The organism is Anaeromyxobacter paludicola (assembly GCF_023169965.1).
GTDB classification, from domain to species: Bacteria; Myxococcota; Myxococcia; order Myxococcales; family Anaeromyxobacteraceae; genus Anaeromyxobacter_B; species Anaeromyxobacter_B paludicola.
Genome location: NZ_AP025592.1, coordinates 4,327,365 through 4,350,421 on the forward strand (window position 1 = coordinate 4,327,365; position 23,057 = coordinate 4,350,421).

The following is a 23,057-nucleotide window of genomic DNA, read 5'->3' on the forward strand; positions in this document are numbered from 1 at the left end:
CCGCCGGCGCGGGCGGGGAGCCGGGCGCTCCTTGCCCCTCCCGGAGTTCGGTCGCACCTTGGCGGCGTATGCCCCGGCGCGCCGACCTCGCCTCCCTGGTGGACGCCGTGGCGGGGCCGCTCGTGGTCTACGGCCTGGCGGGGGATCTGGTCGCCCTGAACGCCGGGGCCGAGAAGCTCCTGCAGCTCTCGCCGGAGGAGCGGACGCTGCCGCTCACGGAGCGGCTCGGGCTCATCGACCTCGAGACCGCCGGCGGCCAGCCGCTGCGCATGAGGGACACGCCGCTCTCCCGGGCCCTCCACGGCGAGCGCGCGGAGGAGGTGATCCGGCTGCGGCGCCGCGGGCGCGCGGCCTGGACCTGGGTCTCGGCGAGCGCGGCGCCCCTGCGCGAGCCCGGCGGCGAGCTCGTCGGGGCGGTGCTGAGCCTCACCGACGTGACCGAGCTCCACGACACCCAGGAGGCCCTGCGGCGCGCCGTCCACGAGGCCGACGAGGCGGCGGGCGAGCTCGAGGCGCTGTTCGAGGCGGCCCCCACCGGCCTCGCGTTCTGGGATCGCGACCTCCGGTTCGTCCGCCTCAACCGGAAGCTCGCCGAGATGAACGGGCTCCCGCTCGAGGCCCACCTCGGGAAGACGCCGGCGGAGCTCTTCCGGGGGATCTCCGGGGTCGAGGAGATCATGGCGCGCTGGCGCGGGATCCTCGAGACGGGCGAGCCGGTGCTGGGCGTCGAGGTGCGCGGCGAGACCCACGCCAAGCCCGGGGAGGAGCGGATCTGGCGCGAGGACTTCTTCCCGGTCCGGGTGGATGGGGAGGTGGTGGGGGTCGGCGGGGTGGTCCTCGAGGTCACCGAGCAGGAGCGCGCGCGGGAGGCGCTGGAGCGCATGGCGGCGGCGAGCCGGGAGGAGGCCCGGGTGCGCGAGCGGATCCTGGCGGTGGTCTCCCACGACTTGCGCAACCCGCTCAGCGCCATCCTGCTCGGCGCCCGGCAGCTCGCCAGCGGCTCGATCGCCGGCGCCCCGCGCGTGCAGGCGGCCGGATCGCGGATCGCGCGCGCCGCCGAGCGGATGCGCCGGATGATCGGCGATCTCCTCGACGCCGCCGCCATCCAGGGCGGTCGGCTCTCGGTGAGGCCCCGGCGCGCGGAGCCGGCGCGGCTGCTCGAGGAGGCGCGCGAGGCGTTCCAGCCGGTGGCCGAGGAGCGCTGGCTCTCGCTCGAGGTGCGCGCCGAGGGCGGCCTGCCGGAGGTCTGCTGCGACCACGACCGCGTGCTCCAGGCGCTCTCCAACCTGCTCGGGAACGCGGTGCAGCTCACGCGGGCGGGCGGCCGGCTGACCCTCGCGGCGGCCCGCCGCGACGGCGGCGTGGAGCTCGCGGTCTCCGACACCGGGCCGGGCATCCCGCCCGAGGAGCTCCCCCACCTCTTCCAGCCCTACCGCCGCGGGAAGGACGTCCCCTACCGCGGCACGGGGCTCGGCCTCGCCATCGTCCGCGGCATCGCCGAGGCGCACGGCGGGCGGGTGCGGGTGGAGAGCCGCCTCGGCGAGGGCACCACCTTCAGGCTCTGGCTCCCGGCGTTCGGCCCCGCCTGCGAGCAGGCCGGCGCGTCGCCTTGAGCCCGGGCGCGGCGCGGCGCCGGCGCGCCGCCCCCGGCCAGCCGAAGCGCGCCAGCGCCACGCGCCCGCGCTCGTCGAAGGCGACCCCCTCGCCCTCCAGCAGATCGCGCTGCACCGCCGCGCCCATGGGGTCGAGGAGCGAGACGCCGGCGGTGTCGCCGCTGCGCTTCCCGAGGACGCGCTGCCAGGGGACGTCGTGCTTCGTCCCCTTGAGCGCGGAGAGCGCGTAGCCCACCTGCCGCGCCGCCCGGGGCTGGCCCGCCAGGGCCGCCACCGCGCCGAAGGTGGTCACCCGTCCGCGCGGCACACGGCGGACGATCCGGTAGTAGCGCTCCCACCCCTTCGGCATCGAAGCCTTCGGCATCGCTGGTGTTCTCCCGGATTCACTTTACAACCCCCCACCCGGCATTACGCTAGCGCGCATGAAAACGAACGCTCCGCTGCGCGCCGCCCTGGCTGGCCTGGTCCTGCTCGCCGCCACCGGCTGTGGCTTCCAGTCGATCCCCCAGGGCGAGAACGCCGTGGCCGGGGCCTGGGCCGAGGTGCAGAACCAGTACCAGCGCCGCGCCGACCTCGTGCCGAACCTGGTCGAGACGGTGAAGGGCTACGCCACCCACGAGAAGAGCACGCTCGAGGGGGTGATCGAGGCGCGCGCCAAGGCGACCTCCATCCAGCTCTCCGCGAACGACCTCACCCCGGACAACCTGGCGAAGTTCGAGGCGGCGCAGAACCAGCTCAAGGGGGCGCTGTCCCGCCTGATGGTGGTGGCCGAGCAGTACCCGCAGCTGCGCGCCAACGAGAACTTCCGCGACCTGCAGGTGCAGCTCGAGGGGACCGAGAACCGGATCACCATCGCCCGCCGCCGCTACATCGAGACGGTGCAGGCGTTCAACAACCTCGTGACCGTGCCGCCCACGAGCTTCACCAACGCGATCCTCTACCACAAGCAGCCCAAGGCCCAGTTCACGGCCACCACCGCGGGCGCCGAGCAGGCTCCCAAGGTGAAGTTCTAGTGCCGCAGGGCGCCCCGGCTCGCCCCTCCCCGGCCCTCCCCGCCCGGCGGGGAGGGAGCGCCGAGAGGAGTCCCGCTCCCGCGAAGCGGGGGAGGGCGAGGGAGGGGGCCTGGCGCGCCGCGCTGCTCGCGATCCTGCTCGCCGCGGCGCCCGCGGCCCGGGCCGAGCTGGCCGTCCCGCCCCTCACCGGGCCGGTGGTGGACGCGGCCGGCCTCCTCGACGCGCGCGGCGCCCGCCGGCTCGACGCCCTCTGCCGCGCGGCGCGCGAGGGGGAGGGCGGGCAGGGCGTGCAGCTCCAGTACCTCCTCGTCCGCACGCTCGACGGCGAGCCCATCGAGAGCTTCTCGATGCGGGTCGCCGAGCGCTGGAAGATCGGCACCAAGGGGCGCGACAACGGCGTGCTGGTCGTGATCGCCGTCGCCGACCGGCGCATCCGCATCGAGGTCGGCGGCGGCCTCGAGGGCGGGCTCACCGACGCGCAGTCGGGCCGGATCATCCGGCAGACGATCGCGCCGGCCTTCCGCGAGGGGCGCTACGCCGAGGGGCTCTTCGTCGCCGGCGAGCAGATCCTCTCCGCGCTCGGCGCGCTGCCCTCGTCGCTCCGCACGGCGCCGCACGAGGACCGCCCGGCGCACGAGCTCCCCTCCGGCCTCCTCGGCCTCCTGCTCGGCCTGCTCTTCTCGTTCGGCGCGCCGGCCATCTTCATCCTGCTGGTCTTCCTGTTCGTCGTCTCCCGCATCTTCGGCGGCCTCGGTCCGCGCCGGCGCGGGCCGTGGGGCGGCGGCCCCTGGATCGGCGGCGGCGGGTGGGGCGGCGGCGGCGGCTTCGGCGGCGGCTCGAGCGGGGGCGGCTGGAGCGGCGGCGGCGGCGGGTTCTCCGGCGGCGGCGCCTCGGGCAGCTGGTGAGGGGGCTGGCATGAACGTCGAACGGTTCTTCGGCCCGGAGGCGCGGGCCAGCGTGGAGCAGGCGGTGCAGGCGGCGGAGGCGCGCAGCCTCGGGCAGATCGTCCCGGTGGTGGTGAGGCGCTCGGCGCGCTACCACGAGACGCGGCTCGAGGGCGCGCTCCTCGCCGCCGCGGCCGTGACCGCGGTGGTGCTGCTGCTGCGGCTCCCCATCACGCTGCGCGAGCTCGCGCTCGCGCAGGCGCTCTGCGCCGCCCTCGGGGCGGCCGCGGCCCGCCTCGCGCCGGTGGAGCGGTTCCTCGCGGGCAGCGCGGCCCTCGAGGCGGCCACCCGCGCCCGGGCGCTGCGCGCCTTCCACGAGCACGGGCTGCACCGGACGTCGCGCGGCACGGGCGTGCTCGTCTTCGCCTCGCTGCTGGAGCGGCGGGCCGTGATCCTGGGCGACCACGGGATCCACGAGAAGATGAAGGACGGCGACTGGCAGCGCGCGCTCGACGCGCTCGTCGCGGGCGTGCGGCGGGACGATCCGGCCGGCGGCTTCCGGGCCGCCATCGACCTCTGCGGCGAGCGGCTCGCGCAGCACTTCCCGCGCGAGGGTGCGGCGCCCGACAACGAGCTCCCGGACGCGCTCCGGGAGGACGAGTAGGGCCGCCGCGCCGGCCAGGCCCCACGCGAGCCGCGAAATAGGCCGCGTGGCCGCTCCGTAGGGCAGGGCGAACGGAGGAAGTCATGAAGGCCCTCGCCATTCTCGCCCTGTCGATCGGACTCGAGGTCGGTTTCCTGCTCCACGTCGCGGTGCCCGCCCAGGCCGCCGAGCCGCAGCCCGCGCCGTGCGTCGCCGCGAGCGCGCCGGCCGCCGCGCCGGCCCCGCAGGCTTCCTAGCGCCGCGGGTCGCACCCCCTCCCCCTCCCTCTCCCTCCCCCGCTCCGCGGGAGAGGGGAAGAGGAGCCCGAGGGCGGCAGCTCGCAGGAACCCTGGGGCGCAACTTCCGCAGCATCCCCGCTGCACTCCCTCCCCCGCTCCGCGGGAGAGGGAAGAGGGGCCCCCGGGCGGCAGCTCGCAGGGACCCCCGGGCAGGGGAGCGGGCCTCTCGCTGCGCTCCCTCCCCGCTCGGGCGAGGAGGGAAGGGGAGGGGCGGGGCGGCCAGGCGGCCCGCGCGGCTAGCTGGCCCCGCCCGGTCGCCGGAAGCTGCACTCCCGGCAGATGGGGTGGTCCCGGTAGCTCGCCCGCAAGGTCGCGAGCGCCGCGCCTCGCCAGAGCTCCCCCACCGTACTCGTCGAGACGTCGCCGAACCGGCCGAGCGCGCCCTCGGCGGCGGCCGGATGCGGACAGGGGGCGAAGGCGCCGTCGGCGAGCACCCAGGCCTCTCGCCCGAGGAACGGGCACGGGCCGGGCTCGGGCGCCGGCGCCCCCGCCGCCGGCCACTCGACCGCGTTCTCGAGGAGGACGCGCCCGCCGCCCGGGAGCTCCGCCTCGGCCGCGGCCGCGCGGCAGCGCCGGACCGCCTCGTTCCAGCGCGCCCGCCCCGCCTCGTCGCGCGACAGCGCCCGCGCGGAGAGCCCGGGCAGCCTCGGCTGGAGGTGGTTCAGCTTCACCCGCTCCACCCCGAGCCGCGCCGCGAGCCGGACGATCTCCGGCAGCTCCGCGACGTTCTCCTCCTGCGCGGTGACCTGGAAGCTCACGCGGCAGCGGCTCCCTCCGGCCGCGGCCACCGCGTCCCGCACCTCCAGGAACTCGCGCACCGCCGCCACCGCCTCCTCGAACCGCAGCCCTGCCATGAGCCGCTCGGCGGTCGCGGCGGTCGCCCCGTTCCAGGAGAGCTTGAGGTCGCGGGTGACCGGGGCGAGGAGCGCCGCCCAGCCGCGCGCGCCGCGCCCGGGGAAGGTCCCGTTGGTGGTGACGTTGAGCCGCGGCCCCGCGGCCGCGCAGGCCGAGGCGAGCGCCGCGAGGCCGCTCCAGAGCAGCGGCTCGCCCATGGTGGAGGGGATGACCTCGCGCAGCGGGGAGCCGGCCCGCTCCGCCAGCACCGCGAGCACCAGCCCGGCGTCCAGGCGGCGCGGCGGGCGTCGCGGCCCCGGGCCGAGCGGCGAGTGGCCGGGGCACATGTCGCAGGCCAGGTTGCAGTCGTCCGGGCTGGTGACGAAGGTCATCCGCCAGGGCCCGCCCTCCTCGACTCCGTCCACGCGCATCGGGAGCGGCATCATCCGGCGCGTCCCCGGAATTGACAACCCCTCCGCGATAACGGACATATGGGGCATGGCGAACGTGAAGCCGGGAGCGAAGGCGAAGGTCAAGGCGAAGCCGGCGGCCGAGCGGCCGGCCGGCCGCGAGCCGCAGCACGCCGAGGCCATCGGCGCGAACCTCACGCAGGTGGTGGGCGAGAACCTGCGGCGGCTGCGGACCGAGCGCGACCTCTCCCTCGAGAAGCTGTCTCGCCTCTGCGGCGTCTCCCGCGCCATGCTCGGGCAGATCGAGCTCGGCCAGAGCGCGCCCACCATCAACGTGCTCTGGAAGATCTCGACCGCCCTCGAGGTGCCCTTCTCGGCGCTGCTCGGCTCGCGGGCGGCGGGCGGGGTGCACATCCTCCGCGCCGACCACGCCAAGGTGCTCGCGAGCCACGACGGCAGCTTCAGCTCGCGCGCGCTCTTCCCCTTCGACGAGCCGCGCCGGGTCGAGTTCTACGAGCTCAAGCTCGGGCCGCACGGCACCGAGAACGCCGACGCGCACGCCCCAGGGACCATGGAGAACCTCGTGGTCTCGAAGGGGTCGATGGAGCTCGAGATCGACGGCTCGCGCCAGCTCCTCGGCCCCGGCGACGCCATCGTCTTCGAGGCCGACCGGCCGCACTCCTACCGGAACCCGGGGGAGGACGAGGCGGTGATGTACCTCGTCATGACCTACGCCGAGACGGTCGGCTAGGGCGCTCTCCCGCTTCCAGGGGGCCGCGCCCCCGCGGGCGGGCGTCGTCGTGCTCCACCGCCGGGCTGGCGCCGCGCGCCGACGGCGGGCCGCGCCCGGGCAGGAGGCCGCGGCTGCCTGGCTACCGGGCTTCCGCGATGACCTGCCCGTTTCCCGGGCACCCGCCGGCCCCGGCCCCGCGCGCTGCCCTCGCTCCGTGCAGTCCCTTGCCCGCGCTCCGGACAGCGCTCCGTCGGGTACTCGAAAATCTCGTGGGCGCGCGGGGCGCGGGCGGCGGCACGGCTGCTGCAAACCCCTCCTGGCGAAGGCGCTCCCGCCCGCTCCAGCCAGGAGATCCGATGACCCCAGGAAGTTCCGCCGCCCCGCCCGAGGCCAGCCGGACCTCGCGCCCGACGCTCGGCCTCACCGGCCTCACCATCAACGCCATGGCGCTCATCGCCCCGGGCGCCTTCCTCTGGCTCACGTTCCAGATGCAGTCGCTCTACGGCGCCCCGATGGCCGGCTCGGCCATGTGGTTCGGCATCCTGGCCGCGCTGCTGCTCTGCTTCGCCACCGCCATCAGCTACGCCGAGCTCTCCAAGCTCTACCCCGGCGCCGGCTCCTCGTACTTCTTCGCCGAGCAGGCCTTCCTCAACCGCACCAAGGCCTACCGCTTCGCCCGCATCGCCAAGTTCATCACCGGCTGGGCGAGCCACCTCTACTACTGGGTCTACCCGGGCTGCATGGTCGGCGTGACCGCCATCCTCTCCGGCTACCTCCTGAACCAGTTCTTCCCCAACACCTTCAGCGGCACCTACAACAGCCCGCTGTTCATGATCCTGTTCTGCGTGGTGTTCGCCTTCGGCACCGCCTACGTCGCCTTCCGCGGCGTGTCCGGCACCACCGGCGTGAACTTCGCCATCAACGTCATCCAGATCACCGCGCTGCTGGTGTTCTCGGTGATGGCCATCTCCTACCGCGTCCAGCACCCCGAGGGCTCGAAGGGCTGGCACCTCGTGAACGGCGTCCCGGTGGACTACGTGGTGGCCCAGGAGCCGGTGCTCGAGAACGGCAAGCCCAAGCTCGACGCCGCCGGCGCCCCGGTGCTCCAGAACAAGCTCGACGCCGACGGCACCCCGGTGGCGGAGCTCAAGGACGGCAAGCCGGTCCCGTTCACCCTGAGCTACGCCGCCGACGCCGCCACGGTCATGGAGCCGGTGGACGCCGACCACCCCAAGGACCTCACCCCGCACTTCAAGTTCCACCCCACCGCCGGGTCGGTGCCGGCGCCGCACGGGTTCTCGTACATCATCATCCAGGCCTGCATCGCCATCCTCATCCTGGTGGGCTTCGAGTCGGTGACCTCGATGGGCGAGGAGGCCCGCAACGCCAAGCGCGACATCCCGCGCGCGGTGCTGCTCTCGCTCGGCATCCAGGGGCTCTTCTGCTACGCCATCGAGTACTTCGCGGCCGGCTACTTCCTCAACCAGGGGTACACGCTGGCCGACGCCGCCGGCTCGGGCGCGCCGCTCGGCGACATGATGGTGCTGGTCGGCACCTGGCTCTTCGGCAGCTACACCGCCGGCCGCGCCTTCATGCTGGTGCAGGCGGCCACGGTGTTCCTGGCGCTCATCGGCACCACCCTCTCCTGCCTCTCCACCGGCGCCCGCGTCACCTACGCCATGGGGCGTGACGAGGAGGTCCCGAGCCACTTCGGCCTGCTGCACGGCAAGCGGCTGACCCCGCACCGCGCCATCTGGACCCTGGCCGCGATCTCGGCGGTGATCGGGATCGTCACCGTGTCCTGCTACCTCGGCGGCACCACCCCGGCGCCGCTCGAGGCCAAGTACCAGAACATCTGGTACGCCTTCGGCATCTTCAAGCCGGAGCTCTACGCGAAGCTCCCCAACAGCCTGGTGGTCGTCACCCTGGTGAGCAACTTCGGCACCTTCCTGCTCTACATGCTCACCTGCATCATCGCCATGGTGGCCTTCAAGGAGCACCACGCCTTCAACGGCTTCAAGCACATGTTCGTGCCCATGTTCGGGCTCGTGGCGAACCTGCTCTGCATGCTCTTCTACCTGGTGGGCCCGTTCACGGTGTCGGGCATGAGCGTGAAGGAGCCCTACATCGCCCTCGCGGTCTGCGGCGCCTGGGCGATCTACGGCGGGCTCTACTTCCTGCGCGCCAGCAAGAAGAACTCCAAGCCGGTGTTCGTGGAGCGCGCGGCGGAGCGGCCCGCCGCCAGCGCGTAGCCGCTCGCCCTCGGCCGACGGCCGGCGCGCCCCGGGAGCTCCCCGGGGCCGCCGGCCGCGGCGTTTCCCGGGCGGGAGGCTCAACCCCGCGGGTAGGCGTCGGTGCCCATCTCCAGCGCGTCGAGGCCGGTCAGCTCCACCTCGGCCGGGACGCGGTTCCCCATCACCCGCTCCAGCAGCCGGAAGAAGCCATAGGACGCTGCGAACACGAACCCGGCGTTGACCGCCACCCCGACGCACTGCGCGCCGAGCTGGGACGGCGCTCCGAAGAGGAGCCCCCGGACCGGCCCGGCGACGCCGTTCCAGCCGTCCCCGTAGCTGCCGTCCGCGAAGAGCCCCACCGCCAGCCCGCCCCAGGCGCCGCAGACGCCGTGGACCGCCACCGCGCCCACCGGGTCGTCCACGCGGAGGCGGCGCTCCAGGAACACCACCGCCCGCACCACCAGCCCGCCGGCGACCAGGCCGATGAGCACCGCCGCCGCCGGGCTCACGAAGGCGCAGGCGCCGGTGATCGACACCAGCCCGCCGAGGAGCCCGTTGCAGGCCATCGCCAGGTCGGGGCGCGAGTGCAGGCCCCAGACGTAGAGCAGGGCCGCGACCGCGCCGGCCGAGGACGCGAGCAGCGTGTTCACGGCGATGAGCGCGATGCGCGGGTTCTGCGCCGAGAGCGTCGAGCCGGCGTTGAAGCCGAACCAGCCGAAGGCCAGGATGAGCGAGCCCACCACCGCCATGGGCAGGTTGTGCCCCGGCATGGCGCCCACGGTGCCGTCGGCCCGGAAGCGGCCCAGGCGCGGCCCGAGCACGATCGCGCCGGCGAGCGCGGTCACGCCGCCGGTCATGTGCACCACCGTGGCGCCGGCGAAGTCCACGTGGCCGTGCCCGAGCCCGAGGTTCGCGCCGAGCGCGGCGAGGAAGCCGCCGCCCCACACCCAGTTGCCGTAGAGCGGGTAGAGGAGCGCCGACATGAAGGCGGCGTAGAGCAGGAAGGCCGAGAACTTCCAGCGCTCGGCCATGGCGCCGGTCGGGATGGTGGCGGCGGTGTCCATGAAGACCGCCGAGAACAGGAACATGGCGAGGCTGGCCGGCTCGCTCGCGACGGTGACCAGCGCGAAGCGCGACGCGCCGAACAGGCCCCAGAGGTGGCCGCCCAGCCGCAGCCCGACCTCGTGGCCACCGGTCACCGCCGCCCCCAGCGTGGGCCACTCGTGCACCCCGCCCATCATGAGCCCGTAGCCCACGAGCCAGAACCCGAGCACGCCCACCGGGTAGACCACGAAGTTCATGGCCATGGTGTGGACGGCGTTGCGGGCGCGGGTGAAGCCGGTCTCCACCATGGCGAAGCCGGCCTGCATGAACATCACCAGGAAGGCAGCCAGGAGCACCCAGGCGAGATCGAGGGAGCGGGCCAGCTCGGACATGGGTCACCTCCCGCGCGCAGCGGGCGCGGAGCGATCGGCGGGCGGGGAGTGGCGGGCGCTGAGCCAGACCAGCGCGCCCACGGCGGCCAGCGCGGCGGCGGCCAGCGCGGGCAGCACCACCCGGCGCGACGGCCTCCCGCCCCGCCGGGATCCGAGCCCGGTGGCCGGATCGAGGGGCTGCACCGACTCCGGGTGCTCGAGGTCGTGCAGGAGCAGGGCGGCGCTGGCGTAGCGGTCGCGCGGGTCGCGGGCCACCGCCCGCAGCAGGAGGGCCTCGAGCTTGGGATCGAAGCCGGGCACGTGGTAGCTCGGCGGCCGGGGCTCCTCGTCCACCTTGGCCTTGAGCAGCGCCCGCGGGTTGGCGCTCTCGTAGGGCAGGTGCGCGGTGAGCATCTCGTAGAGGATGGTGCCGACCGCGTAGACGTCGGTGCGCGGATCGCCGCGGCGCCCGCGGATCTGCTCCGGGGCCATGTAGTCCGGCGTGCCCATGGCGTTCGAGAGCGCGCCCCAGGTCATGCGCCGCTTCGAGGCGAACACCGCGATGCCGAAGTCGATGAGCTTCACCTGGCCGGCCGGCGTGACGAGCACGTTCTCCGGCTTGAGATCCCGGTGCAGCACCCCCTCGCCGTGGAGGTAGGCGAGGGCGCCGCAGATCTGCCGGGCCAGGTCGAGCGCCTGCGCGGTGGGGAGCGGCTGCCTGCCGAGCATGGCCCGGAGGGAGCGCCCCTCCACGTGCTCCATCACCATGTACATCCGGCTCTTCTCGGGGGTGGGGAGCACCTCGACCACGTTCGGGTGGTGCAGCCGCTGCCCCTCCTCGTCCTCGCGCCGGAAGCGCTCGAAGAAGACCACGTCGCTCTCGTACTGGACGTGGGGGACCTTGAGCACCACCGTCCGGCCGGTGGAGACGTCCACCGCCTTGAAGATCGACGCCATGCCGCTGCGGGCCAGCAGCTCGGTGAGCGCGAAGCCATCGAGCCGCTCGCCGACGGTCGGGTCGCGCATTCAGCGCCCCTCGGGCGGCAGGCGTGGGTGGCACATGCAGCGAGCCTAGTGTGCCCGAGCGCGAGGGCGCAACATTCCGCCACGGAGGGCTGCCCATCATGAACGACTTCGAGCTCGACCACGCCTCCCTCACCGACGTGGGGACGGGCCGCGACCACAACGAGGACGCCTGCGTCAGCTCGGCCGAGGGGGAGGGGCAGGCGGTCGCGGCGGTGGCCGACGGGGTGTCGCAGGCCGCCGGCGGCGAGGTGGCGAGCGAGATGGCGGTGGAGGTGCTGCTGCGGGCCTTCCGCGAGGAGGGGGGCAGCCCCGGCCAGCGGCTCTACCGCGCCTTCCAGCAGGCCAACATCGAGATCTACGATCGGGCGGTGGCGGTGCCGGAGCTGCGCGGCATGACCACCACGCTGACCGCGCTGGTGGTGGACCGCGGCGAGCTCACGGCGGTCCACGCCGGGGACTCGCGCCTGTACCTCGTCCGCGGCGGGCAGGTGGTGCAGCTCACCAAGGACCACACCGTGGCCGCCGAGAAGGTGCGGTACGGCCTCCTCAGCCGGGAGCGGGCCCGGAACCACCCCGACCGCTCGGTGCTGACCCGCAGCGTGGGGCGCGAGCTGATCGTGAGCCGGGACCGGATCACCCAGCGGCTCCAGCAGGGCGACCTGCTCCTCGCCTGCAGCGACGGGCTGCACGGGGTGCTGGAGGACGGCGAGCTGGCGGAGCTCTGCGACGGGAGCGCGGCGGAGGCGTGCCGCCGGCTGCTCGAGACCGCCAACCGGCGCGGCACCCCGGACAACCTCTCCGCCGCCGTGATCCGGCTGGTGGGCCCGGTCCCGGACGACGCCGCCGAGCCCGGGCAGGGCGGCCTCAAGGCCCGGCTGCGCCGCATCTTCGGCGGGGGCTGAGCGGCTCGCCGCGCCGCTCCAGCGCCACCCAGAGCCCGCAGGCCAGGATCAGCGCCGCGCCGGCCCAGGCGGCGAGGTCGAGCCGCTCACCCAGCAGCGCCGCGCCGATGAGCGTGGCCGTGAGCGGCTCGAGGTAGGTGAGGGCGCCCGCCACCTCGGCCGGGATGCGGCGCAGGCCGGCGTAGAAGAGCACGCTGGCGCCGAGCCCGCAGACGAGCCCGCCCGCCAGGACCGGCAGCGCCGGACCGAGCGCGCCCGGCAGCGCGGCGCGGCCGTGGAGCGCCAGCAGGCCGGCGGCGCTGAGCGGCGCGTGGAGCGCGGTGATCGCGGTCGGCCCGTAGCTGCGCCCGGCCCGCTTCGCGCAGAGCACGATGGCGGCGTAGAAGACCGCGCTGCCGGCGCCGAGGAGCGCGGTCGCGAGCGGGAACCCGGCGGCCCCGGGGCGCCAGACGAGGAGCGCCAGGCCGGCGAGGGAGGCCGGGGCGGCGGCGAGCGCCCGGGCCGAGTGGCGCTCCCGGAAGAGCAGCGGCGAGAGGACCGCCACCGCGACGGGCGCGAGGTAGTGGGTGAGCACCGCGACGGCGAGCGGGCCTCGCTGCAGGGCGGCGAAGTAGAGCGCCATGTTCCCCACGTCGGCGAGGGCGAGGCCGGCCAGGGCGAGCGTGGCGCCGCGGTCGCGCAGCGCCTCGCGCCGGAAGGCGAAGGGCGCCGGCAGCGACATCGTCGCGAGCACCAGCAGCGCCACCTGCGCGCCGCCGAGCCCGGAGGGGCGCAGGAAGAGCGCCCAGCAGCCCCAGAGCGTGGCGGCGGCGGCGGTGAGGGCGAGGCCCAGGGGGCGCTGGGAGGGGCGGGACATCGGCTTGACTCGCGCGGCGGCGGGGGCCAGAAGGTGGGAGCATGAAGCTCTACTACGTTCCGAAGACGCGGGCGACGCGGCCGCGCTGGGTGCTCGAGGAGCTCGGCCTCTCCTACGAGCTGGCGCGGCTCGATCCCAAGGCCGGCGAGACCCGGACCCCGGAGCACCTCCGGCGCCACCCGCTCGGCCACGTGCCGGTGCTCGAGGACGGCGGGGTCCGGATCTTCGAGTCGGGCGCGATCTGCCTCTGGCTCGCCGACCGCGATCCGGAGCGGCGGCTGCTCGACGTGCCGGGCACGCCCGGCCGCGCGCAGGCCCTGCAGTGGATCTTCTACGGGGTCACCGAGCTCGAGACGCCGCTCGGGATCGCCGGCGCGGAGCTGCGCAAGGGGGCGGCGGGCGACGCCGCCCTGGTGGCCGCGATGAAGCAGCGGCTCGCGGCCGCGCTCGGCCCGCTCGAGGCCGAGCTCGGGGGGCGGAGCTGGATCGCCGGCGACCGGTTCACGGTGGCCGACGTCGTCCTGGCCTCGCTCCTCGCCTCGGCGCAGCGCAACGGCCTCCTCCCGCCCTCGCCGGCGCTCGAGGCCTACCTCTCGCGCGCGACCAGCCGGCCGGCGGCGAGCCGGGCCCTGGCGGACTGACGGCGCCGGCGGAGCCCGGCCCCGGGCGTTCACCCCGACGGGGGGCGCCCGCCGCGCCCCCGCGCTCTCCCTTTGCGTCCCCCGGGAATCGCTTTTCGGTTACATCATCCCGGCCATGGACCAGACCCAGACCCTCTCCTTCTGGCAGCGCCTCGTCCTCGCGTTCGTCGCCTTCTACTACGCGCTCGCCGACCTCCGCTTCGCGGTCGCGCTGCAGGCGTACCGCGAGCGCCGGCGCGCCCACCCGGGGGAGGCCGGGCCGGTAGGGCTGGAGCCGGCGCCCGTGGCGAAGCCCGTGCCCGCGCCGGAGCCGGTGAAGGCGGCGCCTCCGCCCCCGCCCGCTGCCAAGCCGGTGGAGCCGGTGGCCCCGCCGCGCGCGCCCGAGCCTCCCAAGCCGGTCGAGCCGGTCGAGCCGCCCCGGGCCGTCGAGCCGCCGAAGCCCCCGCCCGCGCCGGCGCGCCCGGACGGCGAGGAGGCGCTCCACCTCCTCACCATCCTGCAGCGCGACGGCCGGCTCGTGGACTTCTGCTCCGAGGACCTGGCCGGCTTCAGCGACGCCGAGATCGGCGCCGCCGCCCGCACCGTCCACGCCGGCTGCAAGAAGGCGATCGACGGCTACTTCAGGCTCGAGCCGATCTACCGCGAGCCGGAGGGGGCGCGGGTCACGGTGGCGCCGGGCTTCGACGCCGCGTCGGTCCGGCTCACCGGCAACGTGGTCGGGACCGCGCCGTTCACCGGCGCCCTGCGCCACCACGGCTGGCGGGCCGTGTCGGTGAAGCTGCCCACGCCCCCCGCCGCCGGCCGCGAGATCGTGGCGCCGGCGGAGGTCGAGCTGTGAGGCAGGCGAGGTACGCGGTCGGCATCGACCTCGGCACGACCAACAGCGCGCTCTCCTTCCTGCCCCTCGACGAGGAGGGGGCGGTTCCGCGGGTCTTCGGCGTGCCCCAGCTCGTCCACCCGGGCGAGGTGCAGCCGCGCCCGCTCCTGCCGTCCTTCCTCTACCGGCCGCACCCGACCGAGCTTCCGCCGGGCGCGCTGGCGCTCCCGTGGGACCCGGAGGCGACGGACGTGGTGGGCGAGCTCGCGCGCAAGCGCGGCGCCGACACGCCGGTGCGGCTCGTCAGCTCCGCCAAGAGCTGGCTCTCGCACCCGGGCATCGACCGCCGCGCGGCGGCCCTGCCGGTGGGGAGCCCGGAGGAGGTGCCGCGCATCTCGCCGCTCGACGCCTCGGCCCGGACGCTCGCGCACCTGCGCGCCGCCTGGGACGCCGAGGTGGCGAAGGGCGACCCGTCGCTCGCGCTCTCCGCCCAGGAGCTCACGCTCACGGTGCCGGCCTCCTTCGACGCCGTCGCCCGCGAGCTCACGGTGGAGGCGGCGCGCGAGGCGGGCCTCGCCGAGCTCACGCTCCTCGAGGAGCCGCAGGCGGCGCTCTACGCCTGGGTGGAGGCGATGGGCGACGCCTGGCGCAAGCAGGTGAAGCCGGGCGACCTCATCCTGGTCTGCGACGTCGGCGGCGGCACCACCGACTTCAGCCTCATCGCCGTGGTGGACCGCGACGGCGCGCTCGGCCTGGAGCGGGTCGCGGTGGGCGACCACATCCTCCTCGGCGGCGACAACATGGACCTCGCGCTCGCCTACGCGCTGCAGCGGAAGCTCGCCGCGCAGGGGCGCCAGCTCGACCGCTGGCAGGTGCAGGCGCTCACCCACGGCGCGCGGCAGGCCAAGGAGGCGCTCTTCGGCGACCCGGCGCTGGCAGGCGCGCCGGTGACGGTGCCGGGCCGCGGCGCGAGCCTGCTCGGCGGCGCGCTCCGCACCGAGCTCACCCGCGCCGAGCTCGAGGCCACCCTGGTGGACGGGTTCTTCCCGCGGGTGCCGGCGAGCGCGAAGCCGGCCGCGCAGCGGCGGACCGCCCTCACCACCCTCGGCCTGCCCTACGCGGCCGACGCCGCGGTGACCCGCCACCTCGCCGACTTCCTCACCCGGCACCGCGAGAGCCTCGGCGAGGCGGCGGTCCCCGGCCTGAAGCTCGCCGGCAAGGCGCTCCTGCACCCGACCGCCGTCCTCTTCAACGGCGGCGTGATGAAGGCGCGCGAGCTCGCCGACCGCGTGGTGGAGGTGGTCTCGGGCTGGGTCGCGGAGGAGGGCGGGGCGGCGCCGCGGGTGCTCCCCGGCGGCGACCTCGACCTGGCGGTCGCGAAGGGGGCGGCCGCCTACGGGCGCGTCCGGCGCGGCAAGGGCATCCGCATCCGCGGCGGCACCGCGCGCGCGTACTACGTCGGGTTCGAGCTCGCCATGCCGGCCGTGCCGGGCATGGCCCCGCCGGTGGAGGCGCTCTGCGTGGCGCCGATGGGCATGGAGGAGGGGACGCGCGCCGACCTCCCGGAGCGCGAGCTCGGGCTGGTGGTCGGCGAGCCGGCCCGGTTCCGCTTCTTCGCCTCTTCCACGCGCCGGCAGGACCAGGTCGGCTCGGTGGTGGAGCGCGAGGCCGAGCTCGAGGAGCTCGGGCCCATCGAGACCACGCTGCCGGCCGGGAGCGGCGCCGCCGGGCAGGTGGTGCCGGTGCGGCTCCGCGCCCACGTCACCGAGATCGGCACGCTCGAGCTCGAGGCGGTGGACCAGGGCGGTCACGCCTGGAAGGTCGAGTTCAACCTGCGCGAGCAGCCGGGGGCGTAGCGGCGAGCACCATGACCTCTCCCAGCCCAGCCCGGTACCTGGTCGGCATCGACCTCGGGACCGTCAACTCCGCGCTCGCCTACGTGGACCTCGCCTCCGAGGGCGACCTCGCCGGCGCCATCCAGGTCTTCCCGGTCCCGCAGCTCGTCGCCGCGGGCGAGACGGCGGAGCTGCGGCTCTTGCCGTCCTCCGCCTACCTGCCGGCGGAGGGCGAGCTGCCGGCGGGCGCCACCCGGCTGCCCTGGGGCGACGAGGCGGTGGTGGTGGGGGCCTTCGCCCGCTCCCAGGGGGCCCGCGTGCCGGGGCGGCTCGTCTCCTCCGCCAAGAGCTGGCTCAGCCACGCGCGGGTGGACCGGACCGCGCCGATCCTGCCGTGGGGCGCGCCGGAGGGCGTGCCGCGCCTCTCGCCGGTGGCGGCCTCGGCGCGCTACCTCGGCCACCTGCGGGCCGCCTGGGACGCCCGCTTCCCGGGGGCGCCGCTCGCCGCGCAGGAGGTGTCGCTCACGGTGCCGGCGTCGTTCGACGAGGTGGCGCGCGAGCTCACGCTGCGCGCCGCCCGCGAGGCGGGGCTGCCGCGGGTGCGCCTCCTCGAGGAGCCGCAGGCGGCCTTCCACGACTTCACGGCGCGGAGCCGCGCCTCGCTCGAGCAGGCGCTCGCGGGCAGCCGCGTCATCCTGGTCTGCGACGTGGGCGGCGGCACCACCGACTTCACCCTCATCCACGCCGCGGTGCGCGACGGCGTCCCGGCGCTGACCCGGCTCGCGGTGGGCGACCACCTCCTGCTCGGGGGCGACAACGTGGACCTCGCGCTCGCGCGCGCGGCGGAGCAGCGGCTGGGCGCCCGGCTCGACGCGGTGCAGTGGGGGCTCCTCGTCCAGGCCTGCCGCGAGGCGAAGGAGAAGCTCCTCGCGCCCGGCGCGCCGGAGCGGACGCGGGTCTCGGTGGTCTCGCGCGGCGCCCGGCTCCTCGGGAGCGCGCTCTCGGCCGAGCTCTCGCGCGAGGAGGTGCGGGCGCTCCTGCTCGACGGCTTCTTCCCGCGGGTCGGCCGCGACGAGCGGCCGCGGTCGCAGCCGCGCGGCGCGGCGCTCCAGGAGCTCGGGCTGCCGTACCAGGCCGACCCCGCCGTCACCCGCCACGCCGCCGCCTTCCTCGCCGAGCACGCCGCCGAGGTGGAGGAGGCGCTCGGCGCGCCGCAGCACGGGCTGGCGCGCCCCGACGCGCTCCTGCTCAACGGCGGGGTCTTCACGCCGCCCGAGGTGGGGGCGCGGCTCGCCGAGGTGATCTCCTCCTGGTTCCCGGGCGCGCCCCCGGTGGCGCTCCTGCCGGTGGCCGGCCTCGACGTGGCGGTGGCGCGCGGCGCCGCCTACGGCGCCCTGGTGCGGCGCGGCCACGGCCTGCGCATCGGCGGCGGGACGCCCCGCGCCTACTTCGTCGAGGTGGAGGGGCAGGCGGGACGGCCCGAGGCGCTCTGCGTGGTGCCGCGCCACCTCGAGGAGGGTCGCGAGGTGGAGGTGCCGCGCACCTTCGCGCTCAAGCTCGACCGGCCGGTCCGGTTCGAGCTGCGCGCCACCACGCGGGCGCGCTTCGAGCAGCCCGGCGACCTCGCGCCGGTGGACGAGCAGATGGCGCCCTTGCCGCCCATCGAGACGGTGCTCCGCTCGGCGAGCGGGAAGGGCGGCGAGGTGCCGGTGCGGCTCCACGCCGGCCTGACCGAGATCGGGACGCTCGAGCTCTGGTGCGTCGCCACCGACCGCGACGCGCGCTGGAAGCTCGAGTTCTCGCTGCGGGGGCAGGGGGCGGCCGAGGCGCCCTCCGAGGTGGCCGAGATGCCCCGCCGCTTCGGCGAGGCGAAGGCGCTGGTGGAGCTCTTCTACGGCAAGAAGCCGGCCGACGTGGAGAAGCGCGAGGTGAAGGGGCTCTTCCGCGCCCTCGAGAAGGTGCTCGGGCCGCGCGAGGGCTGGACCACGCCGGTCATCCGCGAGCTCTGGGCCGCGCTGCACGCGGGCCGGGCGCGGCGCCGCCGCACGGCGGACCACGAGCGGCTCTGGCTCCAGCTCGCGGGGTGGTGCCTGCGGCCCGGCTTCGGCGCCCCGCTCGACGCGTGGCGCGTGGCCGAGACCTTCCAGGTCTTCCCGGAGGGGCTGCAGTTCCAGGCCGAGCCGAACCAGTGGCAGGCCTGGTGGGTGCTCTGGCGGCGCGTGGCCGGCGGGCTCGATGCCGCGCAGCAGGAGCGGATCTTCGAGCTCATCGGCGCCTTCCTGCCGCCCCTCGACCCCAAGAAGCCCAAGCCGAAGAAGGCGGGCGTGAAGCCGGAGGCGGTGGACGAGCTCATCCGGCTCGCCGGCGCGCTCGAGCGGCTCCAGCCGGCGAGGAAGGTGCAGGCCGGCGAGGCGCTCTTCCAGCGCGCCCGGGCCGAGGGGGCCGCGCCGCACCTGCTCTGGGCGCTCGGCCGCCTCGGGGCGCGCGTGCCGTTCTACGGCTCGCCCCACGCCTGCGTCTCGCCGGAGACCGCCGAGGACTGGATCACGCGGCTCCTCGCGCTGAAGGCGGCCCCGGCCGACCTCGCCTTCCCGCTGCTGCAGCTCGCCCGCCGCTCCGGCGACCGGGCGCGCGAGGTGTCGGACGACGTCCGCGCGCGGGTGCTCTCGGCGCTGGCGGAGGTGGTGCCGGCCGAGTCGCTCCGGCCGGTGCGCGAGGTGGTGGCGCTCGCCGGGGCCGACGAGCAGCGCATCTTCGGCGAGAGCCTGCCCAAGGGGCTGCGGCTCGTCGCCGAGCCGGAGGTCGCGTGACCCTCCTGCACGCCAAGGAGCTCCGGCTCACCTTCGGCAGCCGCACCGTCTTCGACGCCCTCACCCTCACCATCGAGGAGGGCGAGCGGGTCGGGCTGGTGGGCGTGAACGGCTCCGGCAAGTCGTCGCTGATGCGGATCCTGGCGCGGCAGTCCGAGCCGGACCGCGGCGAGGTGCAGCTCCGGCGCGGCGCCAGCGTGACCTACCTGCCGCAGGAGCCCTCGTTCGCGGCGGGCGCCACGGTCGCCTCGGAGCTCTCGGCGGCGCGGGCGCCGCTCAAGGAGGCGATCGAGGCGCACGCGGCGCTGTCGGGCCGGCTCGCGACGGCCGGGGAGGCGGAGCACGAGCGGATCCTGGCCGAGCTCGCGGCGCTCTCCGACCGGATCGAGCACCTCGGCGGCTGGGACACCGCGCACGAGGCGAAGCGGCTCCTCGACCGGCTCGGCGTGAAGGACTGGGACCGGCCGGTGGCCGAGCTCTCCGGGGGCTTGAAGAAGCGGGTCGCCATCGCCCGGGCGCTGCTCCACCGCCCGGACCTCCTGCTCCTCGACGAGCCGACCAACCACCTCGACGCCGACACCACCGACTGGCTCGAGGAGGAGCTCGACCGGCTCTCGGGGGCGCTGCTCCTCGTCACCCACGACCGCTACTTCCTCGACGACCTGGTGGACCGGATCGTGGAGATCGACCCCGGGGCCGGCGTCACGAGCTGGCCCGGCAACTACGAGGCCTACCTCGAGCAGAAGCTGGTGGCCGAGGAGCAGGCCTCGCTCGCGGAGCACAAGCGGCAGCGCTGGATCGCCCAGGAGGTGGCCTGGCTCCGGCGCGGGGTGGAGGCCCGGCGCACCAAGAGCAAGGCGCGCATCCAGCGGGCGCGCAAGCTCCTCGCCGAGAAGGGGTTCCGCCGCCCCGAGGCGGCCCGGCTCGAGCTTGCCGCTGCGCCGCGCCTCTCGCAGAAGGTGATCGAGGCGGAGCGGGTCTCGAAGCGGTTCGGCGAGCGCGAGGTGATCCGCGACGCGAGCTTCATCCTGCAGCGGGGAGAGCGGGTGGGGATCGTCGGCCCGAACGGCGCCGGCAAGACCACCTTCCTCCGCCTGCTCCTCGGCGAGCTGCCGCCCGACGCCGGGAAGGTGGAGGTGGGCGCCCGCACCAAGGTCGCCTACTACGACCAGCAGCGGCTCGCGCTCGACCCCGAGGCGACGGTCTACGAGGCCGCCCTGCCGGGCGGCGCCGGCGCCGGGTCGGCCGGCTCGGCCCACGGCGAGGCCTGGGTGGAGCTCTCCGGGCGCCGGGTGGCGCTGCGCGACTACCTCGACGATCTCCTCTTCCCGCCGGCGATGCAGCGGATGCAGGTGAAGGCGCTCTCCGGCGGGGAGCGCAACCGGCTCCTGCTCGCGAAGCTCTTCCTCGCCGGCGCCAACGTGCTCGTGCTCGACGAGCCGACCAACGACCTCGACCTCGTCACGCTCAACGTGCTCGAGCGGCTCCTGCTCGGGTTCGACGGGAGCGTGCTCCTCGTCACGCACGACCGCTACTTCCTCGACAAGGTGGCGACGAGCATCCTCGACCTCGAGGGAGACGGGCGCGTCGTCCGCTACCCGGGGAACTACGAGACCTACCGGACGCTCAAGGAGCAGCAGCTCGAGGCCCAGCGGGCGGAGCGGGCGGAGCGGGCGGAGCGGGCGGAGGCCGGGCCGGCTCGGCCGGCGGGCGCGCCGGGCGCCGCGCCCCGGGCGCCGGAGCCCGAGGCCTCGCGCAAGCGCCGCTTCGGGTTCAAGGAGCAGCGCGAGCTCGAGGGCATGGAGGCGGCGATCCTCGCGGCCGAGACCCGCAAGGCGGAGGTGGAGCGGGCGCTCTCGGACCCGGCCACCTACCAGAAGGATCCGCTCTCGGTGCCGCGCCTGCAGGACGAGCTGCTCGCGCTCGGGGCCGAGGTGGACCGGCTCTACGCGCGCTGGCAGGAGCTCGAGGCGCTGCGGGGCTGAGGGGCGGGGTGGCGCCGGAGCCGGGCGCCGGGCGCCGTGGCCGGCGCGGTCGCCGGATCCCCTACAGCTGGATCTGCGCCCCCATCTCCACGACCCGGTTCGGCGGCAGGCCGAAGAAGGCGCTCGCCGGCTGCGAGTTGCGGGACATGACGATGAAGAGCCGCTTTCGCCAGCGGGCGAGGCGCGCCGCGCCCGTCGGGAGGATGGTCTCGCGGCCGAGGTAGTAGGTGGTCTGCAGCTGGGAGGCGTCGATGCGCGGCCCGGGGAGCTGGCTCGGCGGCACGGCGGCGAGCAGCGCCGGGACGTTCGGCGTCTCCATGAAGCCGTAGCGGCCGATCACCTGGAACACCCCGCTGCCGAGCGCGCTCACCCGGAGCCGCTCGCGCTCCGGCACCGCCGGGATCTCATCGGTCAGCACCGAGACGAAGAGCACGCGCTCGTGCAGCACCTTGTTGTGCTTGAGGTGGTGCAGGAGCACCGGCGGCACGCCGTGGGGGTCCGAGGACATGAAGACCGCCGTCCCGGGGACCCGCACCGGCGGGTTCCGCGCCAGCTCGGGGAGGAAGAGGTCGAGCGGCAGCCCGGCGTCCTTGAGCTGGTCGCGCATCGCCTCGCGGCCGCGCTTCCAGGTGGACATGAGCGCGAAGACGGTCGCGCCGGCGGCGAGCGGGAACCAGCCGCCCTCCTCGACCTTCACGACGTTGGCGGCGAAGAAGGACACGTCCACCGAGAGGAGCAGGACCGTCAGCGGCCAGGTGCGCAGCCGGGACCACTGCCAGCGGTCGCGGGCGACCCGGTGGAAGAGGAGGGTGGTGATCATCATCGTCCCGGTCACCGCGATGCCGTAGGCGGCGGCGAGGTTGGACGAGGAGCGGAAGCCGAGGACCAGCGCCAGCGTGGCGACCCCCACCGCCCAGTTGACCTCGGGGATGTAGATCTGCCCCGCCTCGGTGGTGGAGGTGTGGCGGATGGTCACGCGCGGCGAGTAGCCGAGCTGGACCGCCTGGTGGGTGAGCGAGAACGCGCCGGAGATGAGGGCCTGCGAGGCGACCACCGCGGCGGCGGAGGCGATCCCGATGAGCGGGCCGAGCGCCCAGCCGGGCGCGAGCAGGTAGAAGGGGTTCCGCGCCGCGTCGGGCTGGCCGAGCAGGAGCGCCCCCTGGCCGAAGTAGTTGAGGAGCAGCGCCGGCATCGCCACCAGGAGCCAGGCGAGCCGGATGGGCCGGCGGCCGAAGTGGCCCATGTCGGCGTAGAGCGCCTCGCCGCCGGTGATGACCAGCACCACCGCGCCGAGCACGAGGAAGCCGTGGACCCGGTGGCGGGCGATGAACGCGAGGGCGTGGTGGGGCGAGGCGGCCGCCAGGATGGACGGGTTCCGCGCGATCCCGTGGAGCCCCAGGAGCGCGATGCAGAGGAACCAGAGCAGCATCACCGGGCCGAAGACCGCGCCGATGGTGGCGGTCCCGCGCTGCTGGAACCAGAAGAGCGCCACCAGGATGAGGAGCGCCGCCGGGACGACCACGTGCTCGAAGGCCGGGGCGGCCACCGCCACGCCCTCCACCGCGCCGAGGACGCTGATCGCCGGGGTGATGACGCCGTCGCCGTAGAGGAGCGCCGCGCCGAAGAGCCCGAGGACGAGCAGGGTGCGCCGGCCGTGGCTCGTGGTCTCGCGCTCGCCGACCAGCGCCATGAGCGCGAGGATGCCGCCCTCGCCCCGGTTGTCGGCCCGCATCACGAGCGAGAGGTACTTGAAGGTGACCACGAAGGTCATCGCCCAGAAGACGAGCGAGAGGACGCCCATCACGTTCGCCGGCGTGGGCGCGACCCCGTGCACGCCGTCGAAGCACTCCTTCAGCGCGTAGAGCGGGCTCGTGCCGATGTCGCCGTAGACGACGCCCAGGGCGCCGAGCGCGAGCGCCGCGAGGCCGCCCCGGGCCGCGCCGTGGCCGTGCCCGGCCGGGTGGGCCGGACCCTCGGTGGGCTCCGCTCCGAGGGCCCGGACGGTCGCCCCATCGGGACGCGCGAGCCCAGCGGCGGTGGAAGCGGGCAGCGGTGGTCGCCGGGGCATCGCGGACATGCTGCTCTCTCCAGGCTGGTCAGGCCACCC

Annotated in this window: 19 protein-coding genes; 13 read left to right on the plus strand and 6 right to left on the minus strand. The window is 75.4% G+C overall.

Translation table 11 applies throughout. The features are described from left to right. The first annotated feature begins 68 nt into the window (after positions 1–68). Complete coding sequence (locus tag AMPC_RS19290) at positions 69–1,613, plus strand: sensor histidine kinase (RefSeq protein WP_248343158.1); 1,545 nt, start codon at positions 69–71, stop codon at positions 1,611–1,613. Here AMPC_RS19290 and AMPC_RS19295 read toward each other — a convergent pair. Next, a complete protein-coding gene (locus AMPC_RS19295) occupies positions 1,555–1,977 on the minus strand; it encodes an MGMT family protein (RefSeq protein WP_248343159.1) in 423 nt (140 codons plus the stop codon). The two genes, AMPC_RS19290 and AMPC_RS19295, sit on opposite strands and share 59 nt — an antisense overlap. 58 nt (positions 1,978–2,035) lie before the next feature. On the opposite strand from AMPC_RS19295, the gene AMPC_RS19300 reads away from it, so the two are divergent. The 4 genes from AMPC_RS19300 to AMPC_RS19315 all read left to right on the plus strand — a co-directional run bounded on the left by AMPC_RS19300 (position 2,036) and on the right by AMPC_RS19315 (position 4,410). Continuing rightward, positions 2,036–2,626 carry a LemA family protein gene (locus AMPC_RS19300; RefSeq protein ID WP_248343160.1) on the plus strand — a complete coding sequence of 197 codons (591 nt, stop codon included), beginning with the start codon at positions 2,036–2,038 and terminating at the stop codon, positions 2,624–2,626. After that, entirely contained in the window at positions 2,626–3,531 is a 906-nt protein-coding gene (locus AMPC_RS19305) for a TPM domain-containing protein (protein WP_248343161.1), read from the plus strand. Before AMPC_RS19300 ends, AMPC_RS19305 begins: the two co-directional genes overlap by 1 nt. 10 nt (positions 3,532–3,541) lie before the next feature. After that, a complete protein-coding gene (locus AMPC_RS19310; protein WP_248343162.1) occupies positions 3,542–4,174 on the plus strand; it encodes a TPM domain-containing protein in 633 nt (210 codons plus the stop codon). 83 nt (positions 4,175–4,257) lie between these two features. Further along, complete coding sequence (locus AMPC_RS19315) at positions 4,258–4,410, plus strand: hypothetical protein (RefSeq protein WP_248343163.1); 153 nt, start codon at positions 4,258–4,260, stop codon at positions 4,408–4,410. A gap of 278 nt (positions 4,411–4,688) precedes the next feature. Here the strand turns inward: AMPC_RS19315 and AMPC_RS19320 are convergent, their stop codons facing one another. After that, entirely contained in the window at positions 4,689–5,717 is a 1,029-nt protein-coding gene (locus tag AMPC_RS19320) for a radical SAM protein (protein WP_248343164.1), read from the minus strand. Positions 5,718–5,784: 67 nt separating this feature from the next. Between AMPC_RS19320 and AMPC_RS19325 the strand changes: the two genes are divergently transcribed. Further along, positions 5,785–6,447 (plus strand): helix-turn-helix domain-containing protein, encoded by a 663-nt coding sequence (locus tag AMPC_RS19325; protein WP_248343165.1) that lies wholly within the window; start codon positions 5,785–5,787, stop codon positions 6,445–6,447. Between the two features lie 338 nt (positions 6,448–6,785). Then, complete coding sequence (locus tag AMPC_RS19330; RefSeq protein ID WP_248343166.1) at positions 6,786–8,681, plus strand: APC family permease; 1,896 nt, start codon at positions 6,786–6,788, stop codon at positions 8,679–8,681. Positions 8,682–8,761: 80 nt separating this feature from the next. On the opposite strand, the gene AMPC_RS19335 is transcribed toward AMPC_RS19330, so the two are convergent. Together AMPC_RS19335 and AMPC_RS19340 are read right to left on the minus strand one after the other, a co-directional pair. Further along, complete coding sequence (locus AMPC_RS19335) at positions 8,762–10,099, minus strand: ammonium transporter (RefSeq protein WP_248343167.1); 1,338 nt, start codon at positions 10,097–10,099, stop codon at positions 8,762–8,764. Between the two features lie 3 nt (positions 10,100–10,102). Then, positions 10,103–11,104, minus strand: coding sequence for a serine/threonine-protein kinase (locus AMPC_RS19340; protein ID WP_248343168.1), 1,002 nt, complete (start codon positions 11,102–11,104; stop codon positions 10,103–10,105). A gap of 98 nt (positions 11,105–11,202) precedes the next feature. Here AMPC_RS19340 and AMPC_RS19345 point away from each other — a divergent pair, with 98 nt between their 5' ends. Beyond that, the gene (locus AMPC_RS19345; RefSeq protein WP_248343169.1) at positions 11,203–12,006 is read left to right on the plus strand and encodes a PP2C family protein-serine/threonine phosphatase; all 804 of its coding nucleotides are present in this window, start codon (positions 11,203–11,205) and stop codon (positions 12,004–12,006) included. Here AMPC_RS19345 and AMPC_RS19350 read toward each other — a convergent pair. Then, a complete protein-coding gene (locus tag AMPC_RS19350; RefSeq protein WP_248343170.1) occupies positions 11,969–12,862 on the minus strand; it encodes a DMT family transporter in 894 nt (297 codons plus the stop codon). The two genes, AMPC_RS19345 and AMPC_RS19350, sit on opposite strands and share 38 nt — an antisense overlap. A 41-nt stretch (positions 12,863–12,903) precedes the next feature. Here AMPC_RS19350 and AMPC_RS19355 point away from each other — a divergent pair, with 41 nt between their 5' ends. From AMPC_RS19355 to AMPC_RS19375, 5 genes are all read left to right on the plus strand, one after another. Continuing rightward, a complete protein-coding gene (locus AMPC_RS19355) occupies positions 12,904–13,503 on the plus strand; it encodes a glutathione S-transferase family protein (RefSeq protein ID WP_248343171.1) in 600 nt (199 codons plus the stop codon). Positions 13,504–13,618: 115 nt separating this feature from the next. Then, positions 13,619–14,341 (plus strand): DUF2760 domain-containing protein, encoded by a 723-nt coding sequence (locus AMPC_RS19360; RefSeq protein ID WP_248343172.1) that lies wholly within the window; start codon positions 13,619–13,621, stop codon positions 14,339–14,341. After that, positions 14,338–16,176, plus strand: coding sequence for an Hsp70 family protein (locus AMPC_RS19365; RefSeq protein ID WP_248343173.1), 1,839 nt, complete (start codon positions 14,338–14,340; stop codon positions 16,174–16,176). Before AMPC_RS19360 ends, AMPC_RS19365 begins: the two co-directional genes overlap by 4 nt. An 11-nt stretch (positions 16,177–16,187) precedes the next feature. Then, positions 16,188–18,965 (plus strand): Hsp70 family protein, encoded by a 2,778-nt coding sequence (locus tag AMPC_RS19370; RefSeq protein WP_248343174.1) that lies wholly within the window; start codon positions 16,188–16,190, stop codon positions 18,963–18,965. Then, positions 18,962–20,950, plus strand: coding sequence for an ABC-F family ATP-binding cassette domain-containing protein (locus AMPC_RS19375; RefSeq protein ID WP_248343175.1), 1,989 nt, complete (start codon positions 18,962–18,964; stop codon positions 20,948–20,950). Before AMPC_RS19370 ends, AMPC_RS19375 begins: the two co-directional genes overlap by 4 nt. A 61-nt stretch (positions 20,951–21,011) precedes the next feature. Here AMPC_RS19375 and AMPC_RS19380 read toward each other — a convergent pair whose 3' ends face one another. Then, positions 21,012–23,027: a potassium transporter Kup gene (locus tag AMPC_RS19380; RefSeq protein WP_248343176.1), complete on the minus strand. Its 2,016-nt coding sequence runs from the start codon at positions 23,025–23,027 to the stop codon at positions 21,012–21,014. Positions 23,028–23,057 lie beyond the last annotated feature (30 nt).

Coding starts and splice junctions, on each gene's coding strand:
- AMPC_RS19290 (WP_248343158.1), top strand. CDS start 69: ATGCCCCGGCGCGCCGACCTCGCCTCCCTGGTGGACGCCGTGGCGGGG.
- AMPC_RS19295 (WP_248343159.1), bottom strand. CDS start 1,977: ATGCCGAAGGCTTCGATGCCGAAGGGGTGGGAGCGCTACTACCGGATC.
- AMPC_RS19300 (WP_248343160.1), top strand. CDS start 2,036: ATGAAAACGAACGCTCCGCTGCGCGCCGCCCTGGCTGGCCTGGTCCTG.
- AMPC_RS19310 (WP_248343162.1), top strand. CDS start 3,542: ATGAACGTCGAACGGTTCTTCGGCCCGGAGGCGCGGGCCAGCGTGGAG.
- AMPC_RS19315 (WP_248343163.1), top strand. CDS start 4,258: ATGAAGGCCCTCGCCATTCTCGCCCTGTCGATCGGACTCGAGGTCGGT.
- AMPC_RS19320 (WP_248343164.1), bottom strand. CDS start 5,717: ATGCGCGTGGACGGAGTCGAGGAGGGCGGGCCCTGGCGGATGACCTTC.
- AMPC_RS19325 (WP_248343165.1), top strand. CDS start 5,785: ATGGCGAACGTGAAGCCGGGAGCGAAGGCGAAGGTCAAGGCGAAGCCG.
- AMPC_RS19330 (WP_248343166.1), top strand. CDS start 6,786: ATGACCCCAGGAAGTTCCGCCGCCCCGCCCGAGGCCAGCCGGACCTCG.
- AMPC_RS19335 (WP_248343167.1), bottom strand. CDS start 10,099: ATGTCCGAGCTGGCCCGCTCCCTCGATCTCGCCTGGGTGCTCCTGGCT.
- AMPC_RS19340 (WP_248343168.1), bottom strand. CDS start 11,104: ATGCGCGACCCGACCGTCGGCGAGCGGCTCGATGGCTTCGCGCTCACC.
- AMPC_RS19345 (WP_248343169.1), top strand. CDS start 11,203: ATGAACGACTTCGAGCTCGACCACGCCTCCCTCACCGACGTGGGGACG.
- AMPC_RS19350 (WP_248343170.1), bottom strand. CDS start 12,862: ATGTCCCGCCCCTCCCAGCGCCCCCTGGGCCTCGCCCTCACCGCCGCC.
- AMPC_RS19355 (WP_248343171.1), top strand. CDS start 12,904: ATGAAGCTCTACTACGTTCCGAAGACGCGGGCGACGCGGCCGCGCTGG.
- AMPC_RS19360 (WP_248343172.1), top strand. CDS start 13,619: ATGGACCAGACCCAGACCCTCTCCTTCTGGCAGCGCCTCGTCCTCGCG.
- AMPC_RS19370 (WP_248343174.1), top strand. CDS start 16,188: ATGACCTCTCCCAGCCCAGCCCGGTACCTGGTCGGCATCGACCTCGGG.
- AMPC_RS19380 (WP_248343176.1), bottom strand. CDS start 23,027: ATGTCCGCGATGCCCCGGCGACCACCGCTGCCCGCTTCCACCGCCGCT.